The 23,467-nt window shown below is 72.4% G+C and carries 19 protein-coding genes; 10 read left to right on the top strand and 9 right to left on the bottom strand.

Annotated elements, in window-relative coordinates; all coding sequences use genetic code 11:
- Positions 1-296: 296 nt before the first annotated feature.
- A complete protein-coding gene (gene rsgA, locus ACFO60_RS13660) occupies positions 297-1,397 on the top strand; it encodes a ribosome small subunit-dependent GTPase A (protein ID WP_380840488.1) in 1,101 nt (366 codons plus the stop codon).
- A 77-nt stretch (positions 1,398-1,474) separates the two neighbouring features.
- On the top strand, positions 1,475-2,995 hold the full coding sequence (locus ACFO60_RS13655; RefSeq protein ID WP_380840487.1) for a serine/threonine-protein kinase: 1,521 nt from the start codon (positions 1,475-1,477) through the stop codon (positions 2,993-2,995).
- A gap of 519 nt (positions 2,996-3,514) precedes the next feature.
- Here ACFO60_RS13655 and ACFO60_RS13650 read toward each other — a convergent pair.
- Entirely contained in the window at positions 3,515-4,066 is a 552-nt protein-coding gene (locus ACFO60_RS13650; RefSeq protein ID WP_380840486.1) for an ATP-binding protein, read from the bottom strand.
- Between the two features lie 242 nt (positions 4,067-4,308).
- Between ACFO60_RS13650 and ACFO60_RS13645 the strand changes: the two genes are divergently transcribed.
- On the top strand, positions 4,309-5,133 hold the full coding sequence (locus ACFO60_RS13645) for a helix-turn-helix domain-containing protein (protein WP_380840484.1): 825 nt from the start codon (positions 4,309-4,311) through the stop codon (positions 5,131-5,133).
- Positions 5,123-5,326: a DUF397 domain-containing protein gene (locus ACFO60_RS13640; protein WP_380840483.1), complete on the top strand. Its 204-nt coding sequence runs from the start codon at positions 5,123-5,125 to the stop codon at positions 5,324-5,326. Before ACFO60_RS13645 ends, ACFO60_RS13640 begins: the two co-directional genes overlap by 11 nt.
- 166 nt (positions 5,327-5,492) lie before the next feature.
- Here ACFO60_RS13640 and ACFO60_RS13635 read toward each other — a convergent pair whose 3' ends face one another.
- On the bottom strand, positions 5,493-6,218 hold the full coding sequence (locus ACFO60_RS13635; protein ID WP_380840482.1) for a TetR/AcrR family transcriptional regulator: 726 nt from the start codon (positions 6,216-6,218) through the stop codon (positions 5,493-5,495).
- A 109-nt stretch (positions 6,219-6,327) separates the two neighbouring features.
- Here ACFO60_RS13635 and ACFO60_RS13630 point away from each other — a divergent pair, with 109 nt between their 5' ends.
- Together ACFO60_RS13630 and ACFO60_RS13625 are read left to right on the top strand one after the other, a co-directional pair.
- Positions 6,328-6,567 carry a hypothetical protein gene (locus tag ACFO60_RS13630; protein ID WP_380840481.1) on the top strand — a complete coding sequence of 80 codons (240 nt, stop codon included), beginning with the start codon at positions 6,328-6,330 and terminating at the stop codon, positions 6,565-6,567.
- Positions 6,568-6,833: 266 nt separating this feature from the next.
- Positions 6,834-7,514 (top strand): phosphoribosyltransferase, encoded by a 681-nt coding sequence (locus ACFO60_RS13625; protein WP_380840480.1) that lies wholly within the window; start codon positions 6,834-6,836, stop codon positions 7,512-7,514.
- Positions 7,515-7,813: 299 nt separating this feature from the next.
- Here ACFO60_RS13625 and ACFO60_RS13620 read toward each other — a convergent pair whose 3' ends face one another.
- The 3 genes from ACFO60_RS13620 to ACFO60_RS13610 all read right to left on the bottom strand — a co-directional run bounded on the left by ACFO60_RS13620 (position 7,814) and on the right by ACFO60_RS13610 (position 10,923).
- Complete coding sequence (locus ACFO60_RS13620; protein ID WP_093171423.1) at positions 7,814-8,125, bottom strand: WhiB family transcriptional regulator; 312 nt, start codon at positions 8,123-8,125, stop codon at positions 7,814-7,816.
- A gap of 120 nt (positions 8,126-8,245) precedes the next feature.
- Positions 8,246-9,157, bottom strand: a complete 912-nt coding sequence (locus ACFO60_RS13615; RefSeq protein ID WP_380840479.1) for a sucrase ferredoxin — start codon at positions 9,155-9,157, stop codon at positions 8,246-8,248.
- Between the two features lie 221 nt (positions 9,158-9,378).
- Positions 9,379-10,923 (bottom strand): glycerol-3-phosphate dehydrogenase/oxidase, encoded by a 1,545-nt coding sequence (locus tag ACFO60_RS13610; RefSeq protein WP_380840611.1) that lies wholly within the window; start codon positions 10,921-10,923, stop codon positions 9,379-9,381.
- A gap of 150 nt (positions 10,924-11,073) precedes the next feature.
- Between ACFO60_RS13610 and ACFO60_RS13605 the strand changes: the two genes are divergently transcribed.
- Both ACFO60_RS13605 and ACFO60_RS13600 read left to right on the top strand, forming a co-directional pair.
- Positions 11,074-12,669 carry an FAD-binding oxidoreductase gene (locus tag ACFO60_RS13605; RefSeq protein WP_380840610.1) on the top strand — a complete coding sequence of 532 codons (1,596 nt, stop codon included), beginning with the start codon at positions 11,074-11,076 and terminating at the stop codon, positions 12,667-12,669.
- A 269-nt stretch (positions 12,670-12,938) separates the two neighbouring features.
- Positions 12,939-14,633, top strand: coding sequence for a metallophosphoesterase family protein (locus ACFO60_RS13600; protein ID WP_380840478.1), 1,695 nt, complete (start codon positions 12,939-12,941; stop codon positions 14,631-14,633).
- 184 nt (positions 14,634-14,817) lie between these two features.
- On the opposite strand, the gene ACFO60_RS13595 is transcribed toward ACFO60_RS13600, so the two are convergent.
- The 4 genes from ACFO60_RS13595 to ACFO60_RS13580 all read right to left on the bottom strand — a co-directional run bounded on the left by ACFO60_RS13595 (position 14,818) and on the right by ACFO60_RS13580 (position 21,439).
- Positions 14,818-17,334, bottom strand: a complete 2,517-nt coding sequence (locus ACFO60_RS13595; RefSeq protein WP_380840477.1) for a serine/threonine-protein kinase — start codon at positions 17,332-17,334, stop codon at positions 14,818-14,820.
- A 173-nt stretch (positions 17,335-17,507) separates the two neighbouring features.
- A complete protein-coding gene (locus ACFO60_RS13590) occupies positions 17,508-18,890 on the bottom strand; it encodes a YlbE family protein (protein WP_380840476.1) in 1,383 nt (460 codons plus the stop codon).
- Positions 18,887-20,269 carry an FdrA family protein gene (locus tag ACFO60_RS13585; RefSeq protein WP_380840475.1) on the bottom strand — a complete coding sequence of 461 codons (1,383 nt, stop codon included), beginning with the start codon at positions 20,267-20,269 and terminating at the stop codon, positions 18,887-18,889. The genes ACFO60_RS13590 and ACFO60_RS13585 overlap by 4 nt, the downstream gene beginning before the upstream one ends.
- Before the next feature lie 276 nt (positions 20,270-20,545).
- The gene (locus ACFO60_RS13580) at positions 20,546-21,439 is read right to left on the bottom strand and encodes an oxamate carbamoyltransferase subunit AllH family protein (RefSeq protein WP_380840474.1); all 894 of its coding nucleotides are present in this window, start codon (positions 21,437-21,439) and stop codon (positions 20,546-20,548) included.
- A 164-nt stretch (positions 21,440-21,603) separates the two neighbouring features.
- Here ACFO60_RS13580 and ACFO60_RS13575 point away from each other — a divergent pair, with 164 nt between their 5' ends.
- Both ACFO60_RS13575 and ACFO60_RS13570 read left to right on the top strand, forming a co-directional pair.
- Entirely contained in the window at positions 21,604-23,169 is a 1,566-nt protein-coding gene (locus ACFO60_RS13575; RefSeq protein WP_380840473.1) for a PucR family transcriptional regulator, read from the top strand.
- A gap of 44 nt (positions 23,170-23,213) precedes the next feature.
- Positions 23,214-23,465, top strand: coding sequence for a hypothetical protein (locus tag ACFO60_RS13570; RefSeq protein ID WP_380840472.1), 252 nt, complete (start codon positions 23,214-23,216; stop codon positions 23,463-23,465).
- The last annotated feature ends 2 nt before the right edge of the window (positions 23,466-23,467 follow it).

Here is a 23,467-nt window from a genome sequence, read left to right as displayed (position 1 = left end):
CGCCGGCCTCGCCGCACCACGACCGATGCCGGGCCCCGCAGCGAACCCGCTCCGGGGCCGGGCATCGCGCGTACGCGGCCCCGCATGCCACTCCGGGCAATTAATGAGTTGCCCGGACCGGACGGCGCCGCGATAGAGTTGTCCCGCTTCGCCGTCACGGAGACGGCGGCACCGACGATACGGGAGGTGAGGATCATGCGGGTCTTTCTGACGACCATGCCCGAATCCATTTCCTCCCGGGTGGCCGCCACGCGCTGAAGCCGCAGGCACCCGGTTGTTTCGAAAGGTGCCCTCAGTTGACCACCTCTGGTCCTGATCTTTCTTCTCTCGGCTGGGACGACTCCCTGGCCGCAGACCTTCCGGGCGGCGCCATCCCCGCCCGTGTGGCCCGCGTCGACCGCGGCGCCGCGGACGTCATCACCGCCGACGGCCACCGGCACGCCCAGTACGCCGCCCCGCTGCGCCGCCTGACGGCGGCCGACCCCGTGGCCCTGCCCTGCGTGGGCGACTGGGCCGCGCTCACCCTGCTGCCCGAGGGCCGCCACGAGTTGGAGGCGACGCTCCCGCGCCGGACCGCCCTCGTGCGCGGAGGGGTGGGCCGCGATTCGCGGGACGGCCTGTCCGGCGACTCGCAGGGGCAGGTGCTCGCCGCCAACGTCGACGTGGTGTTCATCGCCGAGCCCGCCCTGCACGCCACCGACTTCGCCGACCTCGGCCGGGTCGAGCGCCTGCTCGCCCTGGCCTGGGAGAGCGGCGCGCGGCCCGTCGTGCTCATCACCAAGTCCGACCTGGTCGGCGAGCACCTCCCCGGCCTGCTGGACGACGTGGCCGCCGTCGCGCCCGGGGTCGACCTGCACGCCGTCTGCTCGGTCACGGGGGAGGGGGTCGAGGTCGTGCGCGGCCATCTCGCCGGCTCCCGCACCGCGGTGATCCTCGGGGCGTCGGGCGCGGGCAAGTCGACGCTGGTCAACGCGCTGGCGGGCGAGGAGGTCATGGAGACCCAGCAGGTCCGCGCGGCCGACGGCCGGGGCAGGCACACCACCGTGCACCGAGAGCTGATCCCGCTCGCCGGAGGCGGCCTGATCATCGACACGCCGGGCATCCGCCGGGTGGGCCTGTACGAGATGAGCCGGGGCGTCGACCTGGTGTTCTCCGACATCGAGGAACTGGCGGAGGACTGCCGGTTCACCGACTGCGGCCACCAGAGCGAGCCGGGCTGCGCCGTCCTCGCGGCGCTGGAGTCAGGTGAGCTGCCCGAGCGCCGGCTGGAGAGCTGGCGCAAGCTCCAGCGCGAGGCGGCGTGGATGGCCAGGCGCGGAGACGCGCGGCTGCAGGCCGAGGCGACCCGGCAATGGAAGATCATCCACAAGTCCATGCGCAGCAGGAACCGCCCCTGACCGTGCGTCCGACCGCGAGCCATGGCCGTCCGCCCTCCCCGTCGGGATAATTGCCCCCTACTTGGGAGGGCGACGCCATGGACTCGGGTGATCCCGGCACCACCCAGCGGCGCATAGGGCCTTACACGGTGCTCCGCCGCCTGGGTGAGGGCGGGATGGGAGTGGTCCACCTCGCCAGGAGCGCGGACGGGCGCGCGGTGGCGCTGAAGGTCATGCGCCATAAGCTGGCCGGGAGCGAGGAGTTCCGCCGCCGCTTCCGCAAGGAGGCGGAGGCGGCGCGGCGGGTGGCGAGATGGTGCACCGCGCCCGTGCTGGACGCCGCCATGGACGGCACGCTCGCCTACCTGGTCACCGAGTACGTCGACGGCCCCGACCTGGCGGCGGTGGTGACGACCCGGGGGCCGATGGCCGGGGCCGACCTGGAGGCGCTGGCCGTGGGCGTGGCGGTGGCGTTGACGGCCATCCACGCCGCCGGGGTGGTCCACCGCGATCTGAAGCCGTCCAACATCCTGCTCAGCCAGGTGGGTCCGCGAGTGATCGATTTCGGCATCGCGCAGCTCGCCGAGGTGGGCGGCACCGGCTCCACCACGCGATCGATCATCGGCACCCCCGCCTACATGTCACCGGAACAGGCCAGGGGCGAGCGGGTGACGACGGCGAGCGATGTCTTCTCGTGGGGATCCGTCGTGGCCTACGCGGGCACCGGGCGTGCGCCGTTCGGCGGCGGGGGCATGGACGAGGTCCGGCACCGAGTGATCAACTACGCGCCGGATCTGGACGGGCTCGACGAAGAGCTCCGTGCCCTGGTCGAGCGGGCCCTGGACAAGAACCCGGCTCGAAGGCCCTCGGCGCAGCGGCTCATCGACCGGATGCTCGGCCGCGAACGGACGGACGTGGAGACCGCGGCGCTGGCCGTCGGCGAGATGTGGACCCCGCCTTCGCGCGTCATGGCCGGTCAGGCGACCGCCGGGCCAGGGCGGACGGGCTCGGCCACTGCGTCTCCGCACCCTCACGCGGCTCTGGAGGCGGCACATCCGCCGTCCGAGGCGGGCACCGGCGAGTCCGCCAGGCCGCGGCGCCGGCCGAAGTGGCCCCGCGTCGTCACCGCCGCCGGAGTGGCGCTGGTGGTCGTGGCGGCGGTCGTGATCGCCCTGGTCCTGCGGCCCTGGGAGCCCCGCGGCGTACCCGCCGGGACTACCGAAGCGGTTCTCGACGGAAAGGTCGGCGAGTTCCCGGTACGCGTCCAGATCGACTCCCTGATCCGGGACGGAACCACGGTGCAGCTGAAGTGGACGGTGATCAACAAGGGCGCCAAGGGGCAGTTCTGGGTTCCGCAGGCCGCGTTCGGCACCGGAGGCCTGGACTTCACCATGTCGGGGGTGAATCTGGTCCCCCCGGGGATCCACGCGCCGTTCCAGCCGGCCTCGAAGGACGGCCGGTGCCGGTGCAGCGAGTTCGGCGTCCACTACACGATCAACCCGGGCGAGTCGGCGAGGTTGTACGCGATCTACCAGGATGTTCCGGAGACCGTCGGGTGGGTCGACGTCGACTTCCCGCATGTGGGCAGGCTGGAGCGCATCGCGATATCCCCGGCCTGACGGGCGCCGGGTCCGCGTTCACAATCTGATCGCCCCCGCGAAGCGCTGAGCGCCCGCCAGTCGCATGACAAAGCCCTCACCCCTCCACTCCTTCCGGACGGGTGAGGGCTTTCGCCGCCGGAAGTAGGGGCGGAAGGATTCGAACCTTCGGGGTCTCCCGGCAGGACGGCCTTCACTGTGCTCACTAGTCGGTTGCTGTGAAGTGGTGAACGTGCGAGCGCAACCTTCTCGCCGGGATTGGTGACCCTTCTTCCGCTTATTCGCCCCTGCGGATCTAGCGCTTGTGGGAAATGTCCGGGCAGATGACCCAGTGGCCTTCCCTGTCGATAGAGGAGCCCCGGTCGCGGCATCTAGGGCACAGGGGTTCTTTCGGCTTCACCGGCGGGTCTTCGGGCATGCGATATCTCCTTGGGTGGGGGATGGATGAGGGGCGACAGCGAACGGGATTGGGGGAAGGCCGCTTCCCCGGTTCATGTCTCCGGGGAAGCTCTCACCCACGCGCCGCCGCCCCCCCCGCTCTTAGGGGCGGATCTCCTCGTCGGGCAGGGGATCGGCGCCCAAGCTTTCGGCCGCCTGGCTCAGCCCTTCGGCGTCGAGCCGCCGGCGCTTGACGAGACTTCGCGCATAGCCCTGCTCCAGCTCGGCGCTCTCGGCAACGGTCCGGGCGGCGTGCCTGGCCGTCCTGCGCGTGGCGGTCTCCGGCCGCCGCACGGGGTCGGCGGACTCCCGCTGGCGAGGGAAGGTGGGACGATCCGCCGGCCTGTACTTCACCTGGAACCAGACCGTCCGTCCGGCCGCGTCGTCGTAGACCGCCCACTTGTAGGAGATCATCTCCACGAGCATGAGGCCGCGGCCTCCTTCGGCGAACATGTCGGCGCGGACTTCCGGCCTGGTCGGGCCTCCGGCGTCCACCACGTCGACGTGAATCAGATCACGGCAATCGGCGATAGCCAGGGTGATCCTGCCGCCGTCCCTCGAATTCGAGTGAAGCACGGAATTAGTGACAATCTCGGACACCAGTAACGTCACGTCGTCCAGGGCAGGGTGCGTCTCGCCGAGCTTCAGCTTCACGTATTCACGTGCCACTGCGACCGACTCGGGGATACCGACCAAATCTGTGACGCCAAGCAGGCTTCCTGTCCGCATGTGCTTGCCTTTTCGCTCGCCAGTGCGCGTTTTAAAGGACGGCGCCTTATCAGATTGGCGACGAGTTGCTACGATCACTAGATGTTCTCACTCACATCGCACCACAATTGTGTGAGTGCGGATGTGAGTGCACCGAAATGCCCCCACTTCGGTAAGGATGATGCGGTTTGCCTACTCCGCGGGAGATAGACCCGAGTGAGTCCCCTCGTGCTCTTTTCGCCTTCGAACTGCGCCGCCACCGGCAGGCCGCAGGTCTGACGCAGAAGGGACTTGGAGCGCGCATACGCTTCTCGGATTCCCAGGTCGCCATGGTCGAGTCCATGCGACGCACTGCCACCGAATCCTTCGCGCGCGAGTGCGACAGGGCCCTCGGCCTGGACGGCACCATGACGAGCCTCTACATGGCCACGACCTGGAACACCGCGCCGGAGTACTTCCGGCCGTGGCTGGAGGAGGAAGCCGACGCCACGGGACTGCGGAGCTGGGAACCGAACCTCATTCCCGGCCTGTTGCAGACGGAGGCGTACGCCCGCGAGATGTTCGCGACCTCTCCGGCCATCACTCAAGAGGAGATCGAGGAGCGCCTGGCCGGTCGCATGCGGAGGCAGTCCATTCTCCACCGCGATAGACCACCTCTGATCAGCGTCGTCCTGGACGAGGCGGTACTTCATCGGTCCATTGGCGGGGCAGAGGTGATGGAAGCGCAGCTACAGTTCGTGCTCGAAGTCGCCGACCGCCCCGCAGTGACCCTTCAGGTCGTGCCGTACCAGGCCCAGGCACACTGTGGGCTGATCGGCGGGTTCATCATCGCTGAGCGGCATGGGACGCCGTATGCGGCCTACGCGGACGCGCAGCCCGTAGGACGCACTCTGGAGGGCCGGGAAGTCATCGCGCAGCTCGCCGCCCGATATGACGCGATCAGGGCGGCGGCCCTACCGTTCAAGCAGTCGGTCAAGCTCATCAAGGAAGTGGTGAACCACCGTGACTGGTGACCTTCGGGGCGCGCAGTGGCGCAAGAGCACGTTCAGTGGGGATACAGGCAACTGTGTCGAGGTCGCGTCGAACCTGCCCGGCCTTCGCGGCGTCCGCGACAGCAAGGTCCCTGGCGGGCCCGCGCTGGTCTTGTCGCCGGGCGAGTGGTCCGCGTTCCTCGACGGCGTCAAGGCGGGCCGGTTCAACGCCTGACCCGCCCGCGGGCACGTACGCGTAGCCGCAGTAAGGGCCGGCTCCACCAGCCCATAGAAGCTGGTGGAGCAGCCGCCGCCAACGGTCCAAAGCCTGCCACGGCGTCTAGGACGGCCCACAAGTCCGCGGCCTGAGGCGCTCCGGGTCCGTATGGCCGGTGGCCCGGTCATGGCTGCTCCGCCAGGATGCGGTTCAGGTGGTAGTCCAGAGTGCGCCGGACGTCCGCCCGGGTGCGGCGCCGGTGCAGCAGGTCGAGCCCGAGCCCGGTCACGCCGCCGATGAGCAGGTCCGCCTCCCGGGCCGCGTCGGTCGAGGGCCGGGCGCCGGCCGCCGTGATCAGGGCGGCGACCAGTTCCTCCAGCGGGCTGCCCTCGTGCAGGAAGACCGCCGCCAGCGCAGGGTCGGTGAGGCTCCGCGCGTAGTAGGCGGTCATCACCCGCAGGCTCGTGCGGCGCCGGTCGTCGAGCGGAAGCAGTTCCTCGAGGGTGGCGCGTAGCAGCACTCGCGGGTCGGACGCGTCGCGCAGTGCGGCGATCCGCTCCTGGGCCCGGTGCTCGTTCTCCCGGTGCAGCATCTGCAGGGCGGTGACCAGCAGGTGGTGCTTGTCGGTGAAGTGGTACTGCACCACCCGCGGGGACACGCCCGCCTCGGCGGCGATCTCCCGGACGGTGGCCATCTGGAGGCCGCGCTCGGCGGCGATCCGCCAGACCGCCTCGGCGATCTGGCGCCGGCGACCGGTCGGCTCCGGCGCGGCGGGCGCCGGGACCGGCGGGTTCTTGCGGGACCGGTACGCCCGGGCCTGGCAGGCGCGGGAGCAGTAGATCGGGCGGCGGCCGCGCGCGCTCGGCCGTACCGGGCCTCGGCAGACTCGGCACCTCGTTTCGTCACGCACGTGCCCAGCCTAGTCGCGTCATTACCGTGATGTATTGGTCCTTGAAGCCTTGTTGCGGGGGATTATGGATGGTGTCGTTGATACGTTCGTATCTCGACAGGAGTGGATTGTGAACGAAGCCTGGTACCGGCTGGCAATGCTTGTCACGCTCATCGCGGGCGTCTGGGAGGGCCCGATGGCGATCATCTTCCGCGTGTTCACCGACAAGGGCCCGAACGCGCTCGTGGCGGCCAACTACCTGCCCGCCCCCTGGTGCTACATCGTCGCCGTCGCGGCGGCGGCTGCCGCGTTCGCGGTGATCGCCGTCCTGGACACCCGGCACAAGAGGGCGATGTCCGCCGCCGGATGATCCGGCGACGGCTCCGTGCCCGGGGCACCCACCGGGGCGTCGGACAACGTGGGGCTCCGAGAGCGCGGGACAACACAGATCCGCCACGATCATGCGAGGTGCGCCCGGACGGGATCCTGGCGGACAAGGCCTACACCTCCCGCGCGAACCGCCGCTAACTGCGACGACGCGGGATCAAGCGACCATCCCGAGCAGGGCCGATCAGAAGGCCGTCCAAGGCTCGGCACGGTGGGTTCGCGGCTTCGGGGGAGGCGTAGGTTGAGGGTATGGGCGATGGCCGGCGGGTGTTCATGCCCTTCGCCGACAGGGCGGAGGCCGGAACGCTGCTCGCCGGCATGCTGGCGGAGGCCGGCCTCGCCGATCCGGTCGTGCTCGCCCTGCCACGCGGCGGCGTGGCGGTGGCGGCGCCGATCGCCGAACGCCTGGGCGCGCCGATGGACGTCCTGGTGACCCGCAAGATCGGTCACCCCTGGCAGCCGGAGCTCGGCATGGGCGCGATCGCCGAGGGAGGGGACCCGGTGTTCGACGCCGAGCTGCTGTCCCAGCTCGACATCACCGCCGGCGACCTGGAACCGGTCGTCCGCAAGGAGCGGGCGGAGCTGGCCAGGCGGGTCATGGTCTACCGCGGTGGCCGTCCGCTGCCCGCGACGGCGGGCCGGGACGTCGTCGTCGTGGACGACGGGCTGGCGACGGGCGGGACGGCGCGGGCGGCGCTGCGCGCCGTACGGGCGACCGGGCCGCGCCGGCTGCTGCTCGCTGTGCCGGTGGGGTCCGCCCGGACGGTGAACGCGCTCGGCGAGGAGGCCGACGACGTCGTGGTGCTCGCCACACCGCCGGGCTTTCACGCTGTCGGACAGTGGTACGAACGGTTCGACCAGCTCACCGACGCGGATGTCCTCCGCTTGCTGCGGCGTGATGACGGCGCAGGTCGCCACGGTCGGCGGTGATCACGGCGCTCGCGGAGTTCGGGGATGTCCCCGGGAGGGGCGGCGGCGCGGAGCCCGCGTGGGGCGGCGATCACGCGCGCCAAGGTGCTCGCGGAGTCCGGGGGCGCTCGCCGGGGGGCGGCGGCGCGGCGCCCGGGTGGAGCGATGATGGTGGGGGGTGCCCGTCAGAGGGCGGAGGAGCGGTGGGCGCCTTCCGGAGGAAGGGCACCCGCACGATCATGCGGCAATTGCGGCCCTGGAGGCGTACAGGAGCGGAAAAGCCGCATGATCATGCTGGAGGGATCATGCCGGTGGAGGTGTTAGGCAGCACTGATGCCCGCGCTGGCGGCACGCCGCATGCGCCGACGGCGCTCAGACGCGCGCTCGTCCTCGTTGAGCCCGCCCCACGTGCCGTACTTCTCGGGACGTGAAAGGGCGTAGTCGAGGCACTCCGCGCGCACGGGGCACTGGGCGCAGATGGCCTTGGCCTTGCGCTCACGGATGTCGCGCTCCGGCTGACGCTCGCCGTCAGGACCGAAGAACAGCACAAGGTCCTCTCCCCGGCACGCGGCGTCATCCTGCCAACCCCAGCTGGGGCGCGGGCGGGCGATCTGCCGACGTACCTGAGACATGAGAAACCACCTTAGGTGAGTAGGTGAGAGGTATTTCGTGTTTGTGCCGCATTGGACGCATATGGCGTCCCTGGTTCCAACGCCGTGATAGGCCGCGGTGTTCCCGGCTCCGTCGGAGCCTCAGGTCAGAACGGGCGTGCCGCACTGGATGTGCTCCAGCGCCGCCAGCCTGTAGGTTGCGATCGCGTCGGCGCATGCCGTACCGCACGGCGCGAAAACCGCGCGCTCGACCACAACCCGGAAGCTGACGTCCCCGTGGCGCACAATCGCCTCGGTGACGTCACCGTCCGACCTGGTGGATTCCACGGCCACTCCGCCTACCGAGAGCTCGCCCGTATGTGCCCGGACGAAATGCTCGGCGGCCTGCGATGGCTCAGGGATGCCTGCGCGTCCCCGGAAACGGTCGAGAACGATCTCACCGTGCCGGTACGCGTTTGCCGCCGCGATCGCGGCAGCCTGAGACATGCTGCCGTAGTAAAGCCCGTGTGGCAAGCACACGAGGTTAGCGGCGTACCGATCGCCGCCCACATGAGTGGTTTCCCACACTCTTCCCGGCTGGCTCTCACCCAAAACCCGCGCGATGGGAAGGCCGATGCGGGCACAACACGCGTTGCGCCTGGCATGCGTGCAGACCAGGAACACCGGCTCCTTCACCAGTATGCAGGACTCCGGAACCACTCCGCGCACGAGAGATCCCAGGTCAAGATCGCTCGGGTCGTCGAAGAACCCCTCGGCCAGCCACGGGACCTCCGCGGTGGTATCGGCGACCATGAGCCGGAGAGGCGTGGGGGTGGCGCGGCGCTGGAGCGGGCGGCGGACGAGCTGGGCACGGACGCCGAGCCCGGCCGCGCGCCGGATCAGCGCGTGGACCGGCTCGGGCAGCTCACAGTCGGCGAGCTCGGAGGCCCACGGACCCGCGTGCTCGATGAGCAGCCAGAACCGCGCCTTGGTCGTTGCACTGGCCAGCGTGGGCACTTCGCCCGTGTGGCAGCCTGCCGGGTGGTCACACCCCCGTGCCCGCTTGGTCGTCACGCTTCCTCCCCGAAGACTTAGGTAAGACTAACCTAACGGCACTGAGCCCTTTCTCGCGAGGCTCCGAATCCGCTCGGTGTCCGATCTCCCGGGTGATATGCGGCTTTGCAACTGTGAGATAAGTCACTGACCGATTTGCCAGGGATGGTTGTCTTCAGGGCGCAGAAGCGTTACCCCGCCCTCGGCGAGGCGTTACCTGGAGGGCGTGACCTCGCAGGACGTCACCCGGCGGAGGGCCGGCCGGCGTGCTCGCGCAGGACGCGTTCCGCGGCGGGAAGGGCCGCGGCGCGATCGCCGGCCACCAGCCCGATGCGGGTGCGCCGGTCGAGCAGGTCGCCGGCGTCCAGGGCCCCCTCGTGCCGGACCGCCCAGACCAGCTCGGCGAGCGTCACCCCCAGCGGCAGGGTCTCGGCCAAGGAAGGATCGCCCGCCGCCAGGGCGTGCACGGCCGCGGCCTCCCACCCGTAGCGCTCCACCAGCCGTCGCGGCGGCCCGCCCGCGTCCGCGACCGCCGCCGCGACGGCCGGCGACGGCGGTCGCGCGCCCACCAGGGGAAGGCGCGCCGTGCGGCTCGGCGGCGCGTCCGGGAAGGCGGCGTCGACGGCGTCCTGCGCCATCCGCCGGTAGGTCGTCAGCTTGCCCCCCACGACGGTCAGAACGCCGTCAGGAGCCGTGATGACGGCATGCCTGCGGGAGAGGTCGGCCGTGCGCCGGTCGCCGCTCAGCAGCGGTCTCAGGCCCGCGTACGCGCCCGCGACGTCCTCCCGCGCCACGGGGACCTCAAGGACCGAGTTGAGCACCTCGAGCAGGAAGACGATGTCCGCCTCGGGCGCCTCCGGGACGTCCGGCACCGGACCGTCCACCGGCTCGTCTGTCAGCCCGACATAGACCCGCCCGTCGGCCTGCGGGAGGACCAGGGCGAAACGCGCGCCCTGGCCGGGGATCGGCACGTGCAGGCTCGCGCGCGGCTCGCCGAGCACGCCGGGACGCAGGACGAGATGCGTCCCGCGCGAGGGCCGCAGCGACACCGACGGGGACAGCTCTCCCGCCCACACGCCCGCCGCGTTGACCACCTTGCGGGCCCGGACGGCGAAGACCTCGCCCGACAGCTCGTCGCGGATCTCGGCGCCGTCGCCCCGCAGCGAAAGGGCACGGCACCGGGTGAGCACCCGCGCTCCATGGGCGGCCGCCGTGCGCGCGATCGCCACCACCAGCCGGGCGTCGTCGACGACCCGCCCGTCGAACGACGCCATCGCCCCGCGCAGGCCGGCCGGGCGCAGCGCGGGGAAAAGGGCCCGGGCGCGGGCCGCGGTGACCCTGGACGGGCCGGGGAGCGACCGGCGGGAAGTGCCCGCCGAGGCCCGCAGCAGGTCGCCGAGCCGGTAGCCGGCCATCAAGGTCGCGGCCCGCGCCGCGGAGACCTCCGGCGTGAGCGGCAGCAGGTACGGCTGGGCGCGCACCAGGTGCGGAGCCGTGCGCGCGAGCATCGCGCCGCGCTCGACGGCGCTCTCCCACGCCACGCCGACCTGTGCCTTGGCCAGATAGCGAAGCCCGCCGTGGATCATCTTGGAGCTCCACCGCGAGGTGCCGAACGCCAGGTCGTGGGCGTCGATCGCGGCCACCGACAGGCCCCGCGACGCGGCGTCGAGCGCGACCCCGGCCCCCGTGGCGCCGAGCCCGACGACCAGCAGGTCGACGACCGTCCCGCGCACCTCGGCCAGCTCGCGCGCCCGCCGCGCGGCGTTCAGCGACGATCCGGGGCTCACGCCGAGGAGGGAGGACGGAGGCGGCCCGGGCGCGGAGCCAGGAGAGAGCGTCACGGTGCGGCACCTCCAGAATGGGCACCCCGCCGGGGTACCACAGCCGGGCGTGTCACAGTGTAGGGCGTGGAAACTCCCAAGACGGCGGCCGAACCGATGCTCTGGTCCGGCTGGGGCGACCCCGCCAAGGCCGCCGAACTCCCCCAGTCCGTCCGCAAGCTGCTGAGCGAACTGCTCGGCGTGCGCGAGCCCGCCGAGCCGCCCGCCAGCTTCGGCGAGGTCAGGCTGGGGCCGGTGGCCCTGTCGCCTCTGGTGCTGGCCGACCTGCGCAGGGCCGTCGGCGCCGACCACGTCCGGTTCGACGACGACACGAGGATCCGCCACACGCGGGGCAAGTCCACCCCCGACCTGCTGCGCATGCGCGCCGGCGACGGGTCGGAGGCGCCGGACGCGGTGCTGCTGCCGGGCTCGCACGAGGAGGTGCTGGAGGCCCTGCGCGTCTGCGCCCGCCACCGGGTGGCCGTCGTGCCGTTCGGCGGGGGCACCTCGGTGGTCGGCGGGCTCGCCGCCTCCCGGCAGGGCTTCGCCGGCGTGGTCGCCCTGGACCTGGCGCGGCTGAACCGCCTGCTGTCGGTGGACACCGAGTCCATGGTCGCCGAGCTGGAGCCGGGCCTGCGGGCTCCGCAGGCCGAGCAGCTCCTGGCCGGGCACGGGCTCACCCTCGGCCACTTTCCCCAGTCGTACGAGTACGCCACCCTCGGCGGCTTCGCGGCGGCGCGGTCCAGCGGCCAGGCGTCGGCGGGGTACGGGCGGTTCGACGACATGGTGGTGGGCGTGACCGTCGCCACCCCGCGCGGCACCATGGAGTTCGGCCGCGCGCCCAAGTCGGCCGCGGGCCCCGACCTGCGCCAGCTCGTCCTCGGCTCCGAGGGGGCCTTCGGCGTCATCACCTCGCTGCGGCTGCGCGTGCGGCGCGCGCCGGCCGAGAAGATGTACGAGGGCTGGCGCTTCGCCTCGTTCAAGGCCGGCCAGGCGGCGCTGCGCCGCCTGGCCCAGGACGGGCCGATGCCCACCGTGCTGCGCCTGTCCGACGAGACCGAGACCATGGTGGGCCTGGCCAAGCCGGGCGAGATCGGCGGAGTGCAGCCCGACGCCGGCTGCCTGGCCATCCTCGGTTACGAAGGGGAAGGCGAGGACGTCGCCTACCGGCGCGAGCGCGCCGCCGGCACGCTGTCGTCGCTCGGCGGCGTCTACCTCGGCCCCGAGCCGGGCGAGGCGTGGGCGCACGGCCGCTTCAGCGCCCCGTACCTGCGCGACGCCCTGCTGGCCGCGGGGGCGACCGTGGAGACGCTGGAGACGGCCTGCTTCTGGTCGGGCATCCCGCGGCTCTACGACGCCGTGCGGCTGGTGCTCAGCGTGGCGCTCGGGCCCGCCGACGCCGCCGGCCAGGGGAACCCCCCGCTGGTGATGTGCCACCTGTCCCACGTGTACCCGACCGGCGCCTCGCTGTACTTCACGGTCGTCGCGGCGCAGGGCGACGACCCGCTGGAGCAGTGGGACACCGCCAAGCGGGCGGTCAACGAGGCCATCGTGCTGGCGGGCGGCACCATCTCCCACCACCACGGGGTCGGCAAGGACCACCGGACGGCCTACGCGGCCGAGATCGGCGACCTGGGAGTGGAGATCCTGCGCGCGGTCAAGGAACGGCTGGACCCGGCCGGCATCCTCAACCCCGGCATCCTGATCCCCTGACCGCCGCCCGGGGACCGTCACCCCGGCCCCGGGACCGTTCCGGTCACATGGCCCCCGGCCATGACGGTCACGCGGGCCCCCGGTCACGCCGGTCAGGCCGGGCCTGGTCACGCCGGGTCCCGGCCGCCCCGGCCCTGGCCCCGGGAGGGACCCTCGTCACGACGGCCCTCCTGCCGGTCCGGTCGAGATGATTCGGGGGGCCGGGTTCCGGTTCATTCCGGTTGGCGATTCCCGCCGTGCGATGCAGCAAGATCGGGAAAGATGGAGACATGGTGGATGTTGACCGGGCGGCCGAGCGCGGCAGGCGCGCCTCCTCGCGCGTCTCGGAAGAGGGCGCCGGATGGTCCTGCCAGGAGATCGGCACGTTCCAGAAACTGCGTCCCGACACCAGGTCGTTCTCCTGGCTGAAGTTCGCGACGCTGATCCGCTCGCGCAACGAGATCCTCGCCCAGCTGTTCGGCGACCCGGCCAACGAGGTGCGCCGGCGGTGGATGGCCGCCCGCGAAGAGCAGGGCGCCGACCCCGACCACCGCATCCAGATCGATCCGGGCCCTGAGTACAGCTTCCTGCTGCTCGGCGACACCGGCGAGGGCGACGCCTCGCAGTACGCCGTCATCCCGGGCATGCTCGCCCTCGGCGCGGGCACGTCGTTCGCCGTCATCGCCAGCGACGTCATCTACCCCACGGGCTCGGGCAACGAGTACGACGACAAGTTCTTCCGCCCGTACAAGGACTACCCGGGGCCCATCTACGCCCTTCCCGGCAACCACGACTGGTACGACGGCCTCGGCGGTTTCATGCGCGTGTTCTGCGGCGCGCAGGCCCTCCAGCAGGAGCGCCGCGGGTTCTCCCTCTCACCCGCGGGCTTGCGCGGCCTGCTGTGGAAGCGTCCGGAGGCCATCGACGAGCCGCGCCTCGCCGAGGCGCGCCGCCGGCGTGCGCTGCCCGGCCAGCAGGCGACGCAGCCGGGGCCGTACTGGGTCATCGACCTGCCCGGCCTGCTGCTGGTGGGCATCGACACCGGCATTCTGGGCACCATCGACCGCGACCAGGGCGCCTGGCTGCGGCGGGTCTCCGCCGACCCGCGGCCCAAGGTGCTGATCACCGGCAAGCCCATCTACGACCGCAACGACCACCACCCCTGCCCCATCGAGGACGGCGGCACGGTGGACGACATCGTGCGGGACCCGGCGAACAACTACGTGGCCGTCATCGGCGGCGACACCCACAACTACCAGCGCTATCCGGTCCGGGTGGGCGACCGCGTCATCCAGTACATCGTGGCCGGCGGGGGAGGGGCGTTCATGCACGCCACCCACACGATCCCGCGGGTCGACGTCGGCGGCGTGCGCGAGGACGACTTCAAGTGCTATCCGCTGCGCGGTGACTCGCTGTCGTTCTACAGCAAGCTCTACAGCGAGCGGTACGGCACGCGCTGGCTCTACCTCACGCCCGACGAGGGCCTGGTGCTGATGTCCGACCAGATCGGCAACGTCCCGCCGCGCCCGGTCGGCACCGGCGACGGGACGGCCGGCGACCCGGTCCCACCAGCAGGCGGCGTCTCCGCGCCGGATACCGGCGGCGCTGTCGTGGCGTCGGACGGCGGCGCCCCGGTGTCATCGCACGGCGGAGCCCCGGCGGCGCCCGCCGGCGGCGGCGGCGATGGAGGGCCGGGAAGCGCGGCGAAGCCCATGGAGATCACGGCGAGGATGAAGTGGGCGGCCAGGCTGCTCGGCGGGCGCACGATGCCGTTCCGCCTGCCGGTGGGACGCGCCTTCCACCGGTGGTTCTCCGAGCTGTCCGACTGGGACACCCCGCCGTTCTTCAAGAGCTTCCTGCACCTGTCCGTCGAGGCGGGGGTTTTGCGGATCCGCTGCTTCGCGGCGACGGGCTGCCGTCCGCAGGAGATCCAGCCGCCGCTGGAGGACGAGGTGGCCATCCCCCTGACGGCGCCATCCCCCTGACGGCGCCATCCCCCTGACCCTGGCGCCGGCCGCCGCCGACGCCTGACCGCCGGTTCGAGGGTCAGAGCCGCTCGGGCGGTCCGGTGGTGACGGCCACTTCGGACCGCCCGTGGTGACGTCGGAAGCGTCGCCGGGTCGAGAGGGCGAGCCGCTCCGGCGGCTCCTGGCGGGCGCCGGGAGCCGGTCAGCTCGCGGGCTTGAAGCTGCTCCACAGGACCGACATCGCCTCGCGGTTGTCGGGCTGGTCCCATTCGGCGTCGGGAGCGGTGAAGGTCACCTCGTAGGCCGACTTGTCGTCCAGGGCGACGTACCGCGTCACCGCGTGCGTCGTGACGTTGGTGAGTGCGGTGTAGGTGTACTCCCAGACGCTGCCCTGCCACTTGCCGTTCCCGAGCGGGGAGGACTCCAGCCGGGCCTGGGCGTAGTCGGTGAGCGTGGCCTCGTCCTTGGCCTTGGTGAGCAGGTCGAGGCCGTCGTCGCCGGTCGGGGCGACCCGCTTGATCTGGATGCGCCGCCCGGTGTTCTTGGGGCCGGTGTAGGTCACCGCCGCGTTCGAGGCGGACGCCGTCCAGTCCTTCGGGACCGACACCGACACGCCGGCGGCGGTCTGTGTGCGGTACCCGCCGGGGATCTGCGGCGCGGCGAGGGTGTCGGCGCTCTCGGCGGGCGCGGGCGACGCCGGACCCTGGTCGCCGCCGGAGGTCACGAGCGGGGTCGCGACGTTGTCCTGCGGAGGCGACCCCGCCGGCCACAGCACGAACAACAGCGCCGCCACCACGCCGATGACGCCGATGCCCGCGAGCACGAGCAGCACAGGGGAGCGGCCCTCACGGGTGTCGTCGGCGTCCTCGTCCAGATCGGGCCTGCCGCGGCGCCCGCGCCCGTACGGGCCGCCCTCGGGCCGCTCGGAGGAACCGGAGACCGGACCCCCGGATCTGGCGCCGGGGCCCGTGAACCGGCCTTCGCCGGCGAGGTCCTTGGCGAGCTCGGCGGCCAGGTTCGGCGAGGAGGCCGGCGGCCAGACCCGCGACCCCGTCGCCCCGGCCACCAGCGGGTCGTGGCCCGGTTCCTGGGCCGACAGCTCGCTCAGCGCGGCATAGGGGCCCGCCGGGGGATCGGCGGGACGCAGCGCGTCGTAAGGGCTGCCCGGCTGCGGCCCAGAAGGGCCGCGCAGCGCGTCGTAGGGATCGGGCTTGGGGACGCGCGAACCCGTCTGCGGGCCCGACGCGCTCCTGAACGCGTCGTACGGTGCGGCGGGCTGTGACCCGGAGTCGCTTCTGAGGGCGTCGTACGGTGCGGCCGCCTGCGGGCCCGAGGCGCTCCTGAAGGCGTCGTACGGTGCGGCGGGCTGTGACCCGGAGTCGCTCCTGAGCGCGTCATAAGGGCCGGCGGGCTGCGACCCTGAGCCGCTCGCGAGCGCGTCGTAGGGTTCGGGCTGTGGTCCCGTCGGGCTCCTGAGAGCGTCGTAGGGGTTCGGCCGGGGACCGGTCGCGTCCATGCCCGCGTCGAACGACTGCGGCCCGGACGGGCTCCTGAGCGCGTCATAGGGATTGGGCCGCCCGCCCGAGGGGCTCTCCAGCGCGTCGTACCCGGGATGGGCGGGGTAGGGCCCGCTCTGCGGGCCGGTGACGGCCCGGAACAGGTCGGGACGGTCGCCCGCCCGGCCGGCGGCGTTGCGGTCGACCGGCACGCGCACCGGGCCCGACGGCGTCTCGATGATGCGCGAGGGCATCGGCCCGGACGGCATGTCGAGCGGAGGCAGCATGTGCACCGGAGTGGTCTCGTTCTGCACCGGCAGGACCGCGCTCGGCCGCTCGCCGCCCCGCAGAGGCAGCCCTGAGCCGTGGGTGCGCAGCACGCGCTCGAGCAGGTCGGCGGCCTGGGCGGCCGGCATGCGGTCGGCGGGGTTCTTGCGCAGCAACCCTTCGATGACCGGCAGCAGCGCTCCGGCGCGCTGCGGGCGGTTGGGCTCCTGGGTCAGCACGGCGCCGAGCACCGCGACCGCGTCGGGCCCCTCGTACGGCGGGCGGCCCTCGACGGCGGCGTACAGTGTCGCGCCGAACGACCACAGGTCGGCCGCGTGGGTGATCGGGCGGCCCTGCAGCCGCTCCGGGGGGATGTAGGCGGGCGAGCCCATGAGCAGGCCGGTCTGCGTGATGGTGACGTCGCCCTCGATGGCGGCGATGCCGAAGTCGGTGAGCACCACCCGGTCGGCGGTGAGCAGCACGTTGCCCGGCTTGACGTCCCGATGCAGGATGCCGGCGGCGTGCGCGTGCCGCAGCGCGTCCAGCACGCGGATGCCGATCTCGGCCGCCTGGACGACCGGCAGCGGCCCGCTCTGGCGCACGGCCTGCTCCAGCGACCAGGCGCGCACCAGTTCCATGACGATCCAGGGACGGCCGTCCTCCTCGACGACGTCGTGGACGGTGACGATGCCGGGATGGCTGAGCCGGGCGGCGGAGCGGGCCTCGCGCAGCATGCGCCGATGGGCGACCTGCTTGCCCGCGCTGTCGAGGCCGAAGGGCAGGATCAGTTCCTTCACCGCGACGTCGCGGTCGAGCAGCACGTCGTGGGCGTGCCAGACCATGCCCATGCCGCCGCGGCCGACCGGTGAGAGCAGGCGATAACGCCGGCCCACGAGCCGCCCCTGCCCCTCCGGCGCGACGCCGGCATCCCCCAGGGGGCTCTTACCCTCGGCCATGGAGGGCGCCCTCCCGAGCGCGCCATCGGTCGTCATACCGCGGTCCCCAATTCACGCTCGTCCGCGTCATATCCCCATTTGTGGATCATGTAAAGATCATCAGCGTCATCTGGACTGTGAGACTGGCCACTGATATTAGGGTCAAAGTTGGGTCAATGGGAATTCGGTCTTCTTTAAAGTTCAATGAGAGCCGCGAGGGCCTTGGTGAACGCCTCGGCCGGCGGCGTCACCAGACCCGCCCCGACCTGCCCGGTTCCCGCCACGCGGCCCGCGATGCCGGTGTTCACGACCGGGAGCCGGCCGGTGCGGGCGATGAGGGCGACGTCGATGCCCGTCGGCGTGCCTCGGAAGCCGAGCCCGGGGATCTGGTACGCCGGGTGCTCGGCCAGCGTGATCTCGTACATGGAGCGGGTCGCGGCGACGGCGTCCGACACGTCGCCGCCGACGAAGCGGACGATCGCGGGGGAGGCGGCCATGGCGAACCCGCCGAGCCCGGAGGTCTCGGTGATGGTGGAGTCGCCGATGTCGGGATTGGCGTCGTCAGGGCCGTACGCGCCCAGGTAGAGGCCGTCGGGGACGCCCGCGGGGCCGGTGAACCACCGGTCGCCCAGCCCGGACACCTGGACGCCGAAGTCGGTGCCGTTGCGCGCCATGGCCACCACCAGCGACGACCCGGGGACGCCGCGCGCCGCGTCGGCGCTGACCTTGCCCGCGGCCATGCCGGCGTTGAGGAAGAAGTGGTCGTTGCCGTTGATGAAGCGCAGCACGGCGGAGGCGTGCTCGGGCGAGGCGTCCACCACCGACGGCGCGAGTTCGCGGACGAACAGGGAGGTGGCGGCGCGGTTGCGGTTGTGCAGCTCGTCGCCCATCTGCAGCGCCTGGGCGATCAGCGACCGCAGGTCGATCGGGCCGCTGAGCGCCAGGGCGGCCGCCAGCACCGGGCCGAGCACCTCGCCCATCCAGCGCAGCCGCTCGATCACCTCGGGTCCGTACGCCCCGTAGCGCAGCACCTTGCCGAGGCCCTCGTTCAGCGAGCAGTAGGCCGTGCCGCCGTGCTCGTCGTCGACGACCTCGAACATCCACATCGACGGGCTCACCACCCCCGCCATCGGCCCCACCGTGCGGTGGTGGTGGCAGGAGTCCAGCCGCACGCTGCCCGCGACCAGCAGGCGCTCGGCCTCCTCGGCGTCCGCGGCCAGGCCCTCGAAGACGGCGGCGCCGATGAGCGCCCCGCGCATCGGGCCGGAGGCGCGTTCCCACTCGATGGGCGGCCCGGCGTGCAGGAACGTGCGGGGCGGCAGGCCGAGCACCTCGGCGGCCGGACGCACCCCCACCAGCTTGGGACGGGCCGACAGCAGCCGCCCGACGGCGACCTCGTTGGCGCGCGAGCGGCGCGGATCGGCCAGGACCCTCGCCAGGGCCTGAGAGGTGCCCGCCCGCGGCGGGCGCCAGTCGACGCCGAGACGCGGGACGGCCTGCTGGTCGAGCGCCTCGGCCAGCACGGCGGCGCCGACGCTGATCACCCGCGGCTCGCCGTCGAGCAAGGACAGCCTCACTGTGCACTCCTGACCAGGCTGGTGGCGTGCCTGGCGGCCGCCGCGTTGGAGGTGAAGACCGACGCCCCTGCCGCGACCAGGGCGTCGGCCTGCCGCCGCAGCCCCTGCGGGTCCGAGCCGGTGCCGACCAGCGCCACGACCACCGCCGCGCCCCGCCCGGCCGCCCGGCCGATCGCGGGCGCCAGCCGCGCCGAGGGATCGGGGTCGGCGGCGTGGCCGAGGACCACGTCGAGCAGCACGACGCCCGAGGCGCTCTCGAGGGCCGCGAGGCGCACCGTCGGGTCGATCATCGGGTGGGGACGGCCGAGGGTGTACTCGTCGTCGCCGAAGTCGGTGAAGGCGCCGGCGCCCGCGATGATCTCGGCCTCGGCGCAGAGGGTGCCGCCGGAGTACAGCCCGCACAGCCCGGCCGGGCGCGCCTCCTGGGGGACGGTCCAGCTCGGCCATTCGGGGACCGGCAGGCCCAGCGCCCGCAGGGCCTTCTCGGTGGCGGCGGTCAGGTCGTCCTGGCCGGGGCCGAGCAGCGCGGTGACGACCGGGGTGGACAGCCCGTCGACGGCGCGGCGCACGACCTCGGCGACCTCGGGCGCCGGCGGCTTGGAGATCAGCACGATCAGCTCGGTGGCGGGGTCGGCGTCCAGGGCGGACAGCGCCGCCAGCGTGGAGGCGCCGCCCACCGCGGCCGACAGGTCTCTGCCGCCGACGCCGAGGACGTGGCTCACCCCGGCGCCCGCGTGGTCCAGCAGGCAGGTCACCTGCTGGGCGCCGGTGCCCGAGGCGGCCACCACGCCGACGGGCCCGGGACGCAGCACGTTGGCGAAGCCCAGCCCCACGCCGCCCACGACCGCGGTGCCGCAGTCGGGGCCCATGACCAGGACGCCGCGCTCGCCGGCCCGCTCTTTGAGCAGGACCTCCTGCTCCACGGGCACGTTGTCGCTGAAGATCATGACCGACAGCCCCGCCTCGACGGCGTCCATGGCCTCGGCGAAGGCGTGCTCGCCGGGGACCGAGACCAGCACGAGCGAGGCGTCCCACGACCGGGCCGCGGCCCGGGTGGTGCGCGGCGCGATCTCGCCGCCGGAGTCGGCCGACGCGCCGCCCTTGGCGAGCGCGGCGAACTGCCGGTCGAGCTCGGCCGCGGCCTCCTCCAGCGCGGCCGGGCTCTCGGCGCGGACGGCGACCAGCAGGTCGGCCGGCCCGGCGCCGGGGACCGCGAAACCGGCGTCCCGGGCGAGTTCGACGTTGAGTTCGGTGGCCATGGCCACCACGGCGACGGTGACGCCAGGGCGCGAGCCGACGGCCTGGCTGACGCGCATCAGGCTCACCGAGTCGTGATACTGCCCGGCGCGCACCTCGACCCGATCAGTGCTCGTCGTCAACGGTCGCTCACCGCCCCTCGCATGACGTCCGCTCTACTCTCATTGGTCGCTCACCGCATCTCAGCCGATTTCTCACACGGTTTCTGACAGGCTCCGTGGTACGAAGTCCGTTCGGTGGCCACGGTGGGCGACGGCGGCCGCCGCCCGCCGGAGGCGCCCGGCGGGCCGGCCCTCGTCCCGGGGCTCATGGTCGTGCACGTCGTTCTCGTGGTTCCGGTACCCACTGATGGATCCGGTGGTCGTCCTCGTGGTCGCGGTTCGCACGGGCGCCGCTGGTCAGCGGTCCGCGGACGGCGCCGCGCCGCCCAGTCGCACCACCGCCGACATCCCGGCCCGCAGCCCCCAGGCGAGGTCCGCGCCCGAGGTGTGGCCGAGCCGCAGCAGCCGGCGCACCGCCGGCTCCAGCGGCTGGTGGCCCGCCACCGCGCGCAGCACGCCGAGAGCCTCCGCGCACGCCTGGCCCTGGGCGGCGCAGTGCAGCAGCGTCGCCGAGATCGGGGTGGTGCGGGTGCGCGCGTCGAAGGCGACCGTCGCGGCCAGCCAGTCGGCCAGCCACACGGCCCGCTGGACGCCCGCCGCCCCGCCGAGGCACCGCAGCGCGACCAGCATGCCCGCGAGCATGTCGTCGCCGCTCGGCGTCAGGCCGGGACCGAGCCCCATGAGCCGCTCCGCGGCCGTGATGGCGCCAAGGAGCGAGCCGGATGCGCAGCCCTCCGCCAGCAGGGCGCCCGCGCCCCCGGGATCCAGGCCGGTTCCCCGGTTCGACGCCCCGCACACCTCGCCGAACGCCGGCAGCACCGCCGCCATCCGGTCCAGGTCCACGGAGCCGAGCGCGGGGGAGGGATCCCACCAGCGGCGGACGTGCACGGTGACGTGGCCGATCTCGACACAGCCGTCGCCCACGGCGGCCTCGTCGCCGCCGGCGGCCGGAGGTAAGGGATCGCCCACCACCACGGCGTTGGGCAGCCGGGTGGCGGCGCCGGTCACGACGGCCACCACGAACGGCTCGGTGTCGGTGCGGATCTCCAGGTAGAGGCCGAGAGGGAAGGCCGCGAGCACCCGGGCGGGCCGCCGGGGCGACTCCAGTGCCGGGCGCAACGCCGTGCTCGCCGCGCCGAACGCCGTGGTCCTCGCCGGCGGGCGATGTCGGATCGATGTACGCGTCCCCACTGTCACTACTCGGCCTCCCCGCGAGTCTGGGGAGAACGTAGAACGGTCCCGAAGCCCGACGTACGGAGAAAGCTGACAACACTTCCGCTTGGAGTTGGCTCTTGTTGACAGGAACGGTGTTCCGTCAGAATCACTGAAAAGGCGTTTCACCCTGGAGCATGACCATGACAGCTGACCCATCACCCCCGGCGATGCGATTGGCCTCCACGGGCACCATCATTCACGGCATCAGCGTGGGAGAGGTGCTCGGCGTCTCCACCCTGGCCGGCGCCCGCCTGATCGGCGGCGGGAACGGCCTCGATCGCATCGTCCAGCGACTCAACGTCATGGAGGTTCCCGACATCCTGGCGTGGGTGAAACCCCACGAGTTGCTGCTCACCACCGGCTACCCGCTGCGCAACACCCCCCAGTCGCTCGGCAGGCTCGTCGCCGACCTCGACGAGCGCGGCCTCGCGGCGCTCGGCATCAAGCTCGGAAGGTACGTCGACGAACTGCCCGGCGACATGGTCGAGCAGGCCGACCGGCTCGGCTTCCCTCTCATCCTCCTGCCCAACGACGTCGGCTTCGACGACATCCTCAACCAGGTCCTCACCGACATACTCAACCGCCAGGCCGCGCTGCTCGCCCGCACCGAGGAGGCGCACAAGGCCCTGGTGCAGATCGTGCTCGCGGGCGGAGGGCTGCGCGAGGTCGTCGCCGAGGTCGCCGGGCTGCTCGACGTCTCCGTGGCCGTGGTCGACTCCTCCGGGCAGATCCTGTCGGCCTCCGGGGACGGCGCCGCGCTGCGCGCCGCGCCGCCCGTGTCCGCGGGCGAGTACACCGTCGTCCCCGTCGTCGCCGGCGGCCACCACCACGGGCGCATCGTCGCCCACAGCCCGGCCGGCGTGATGCGCGACGGCGACATCGGCATCCTCGAACGCGCGGCCACGGTGGCGGCCCTGGTGGTCACCCGGCAGGAGGCCGTCACCGCCGTCGAGAGCAAGTACCGCGCCGACTTCCTGCGCGACGTGCTCACCGGCCGCGGCGGCACCCGGGTCGCCGCCCGCGCCCGCGCGTTCGGGTGGGACCTCGAACGGCCCGTCGGCGTGCTGGTGGCCGAGATCGACCCCGAGTGGGACATCCCGCCCGACCGGCTGCTCTCGGCGTGGGTGACGGCGCTGCGCCGCCACGACCCGAACGGGGCCGTGGCCGGCTTCTCCCACGAGGTCGTCGCCATCGTCGGCTCCGGCGTCGACATGGCCCGTCTCGCCAAGGACGCCGTGGCCTCCTTCGCCGACTGCCGGCCCGCGACCTTCTCCACCGGCATGAGCAGGGTCGCCCAGGGCGCCGACTCGCTGCCCGACGCCTACGGCCAGGCGCTCAAGGCGGCACGCGTGGGCCGCCAGCTCCACGGGAGCGGCGCGGTCGCCCACTTCGACCAGCTCGGGGTCTACCGGCTGCTCTCGCTGGTCAACGACACCGCCGAACTGCACGCGTTCGTCAAGGAGACCCTCGGCGTTCTCGCCTCCGACGACGACGCCGAGAACGCCGACCTGCGCCGCACCCTGCAGGTGCTGCTGGAGACCAACCTCAACGTCGCCGAGACCGCGCGCCGCCTGCATTTCCACTACAACACCCTGCGCTACCGCATCGGCAAGCTCGAGCGCATGCTCGGCAACTTCACCGAAGACGCCCACCTCCGCCTCAACCTCACCCTCGCCCTCCACGTCCTCCGCATGCGCGGCATCTGACCGCCGCCCGCGCGCGGGCGGCGGTCAGATGGCAGAGTCGAATCATGAATCACGACTTATGCCTGGACGTTCCGGCGGACTTCGACGACTCCGATGCCGACTCCCAGGTCCATCCGATCGCCAGGCTGATGTTCCATGGGCGGACCAACGCGGACGCGTTCGGTCAGGCCCAGGAGTGGGTGAGTGCGCACGAGGTGTTCCTGGTGGATACGTCATGGCATCACGAGGACAATGAGGAATTTCCGTTCGTCCTGAGCATTTTCTTCCGTTTCGAGAACGAACCCGAAGACGACTGAGT

It is taken from the genome of Sphaerisporangium dianthi (genome assembly GCF_042654065.1).
GTDB classification, from domain to species: domain Bacteria; phylum Actinomycetota; class Actinomycetes; order Streptosporangiales; family Streptosporangiaceae; genus Sphaerisporangium; species Sphaerisporangium dianthi.
Note: the sequence above shows the minus strand (reverse complement) of the source record. Positions and strands in the feature narration are given on the sequence as shown.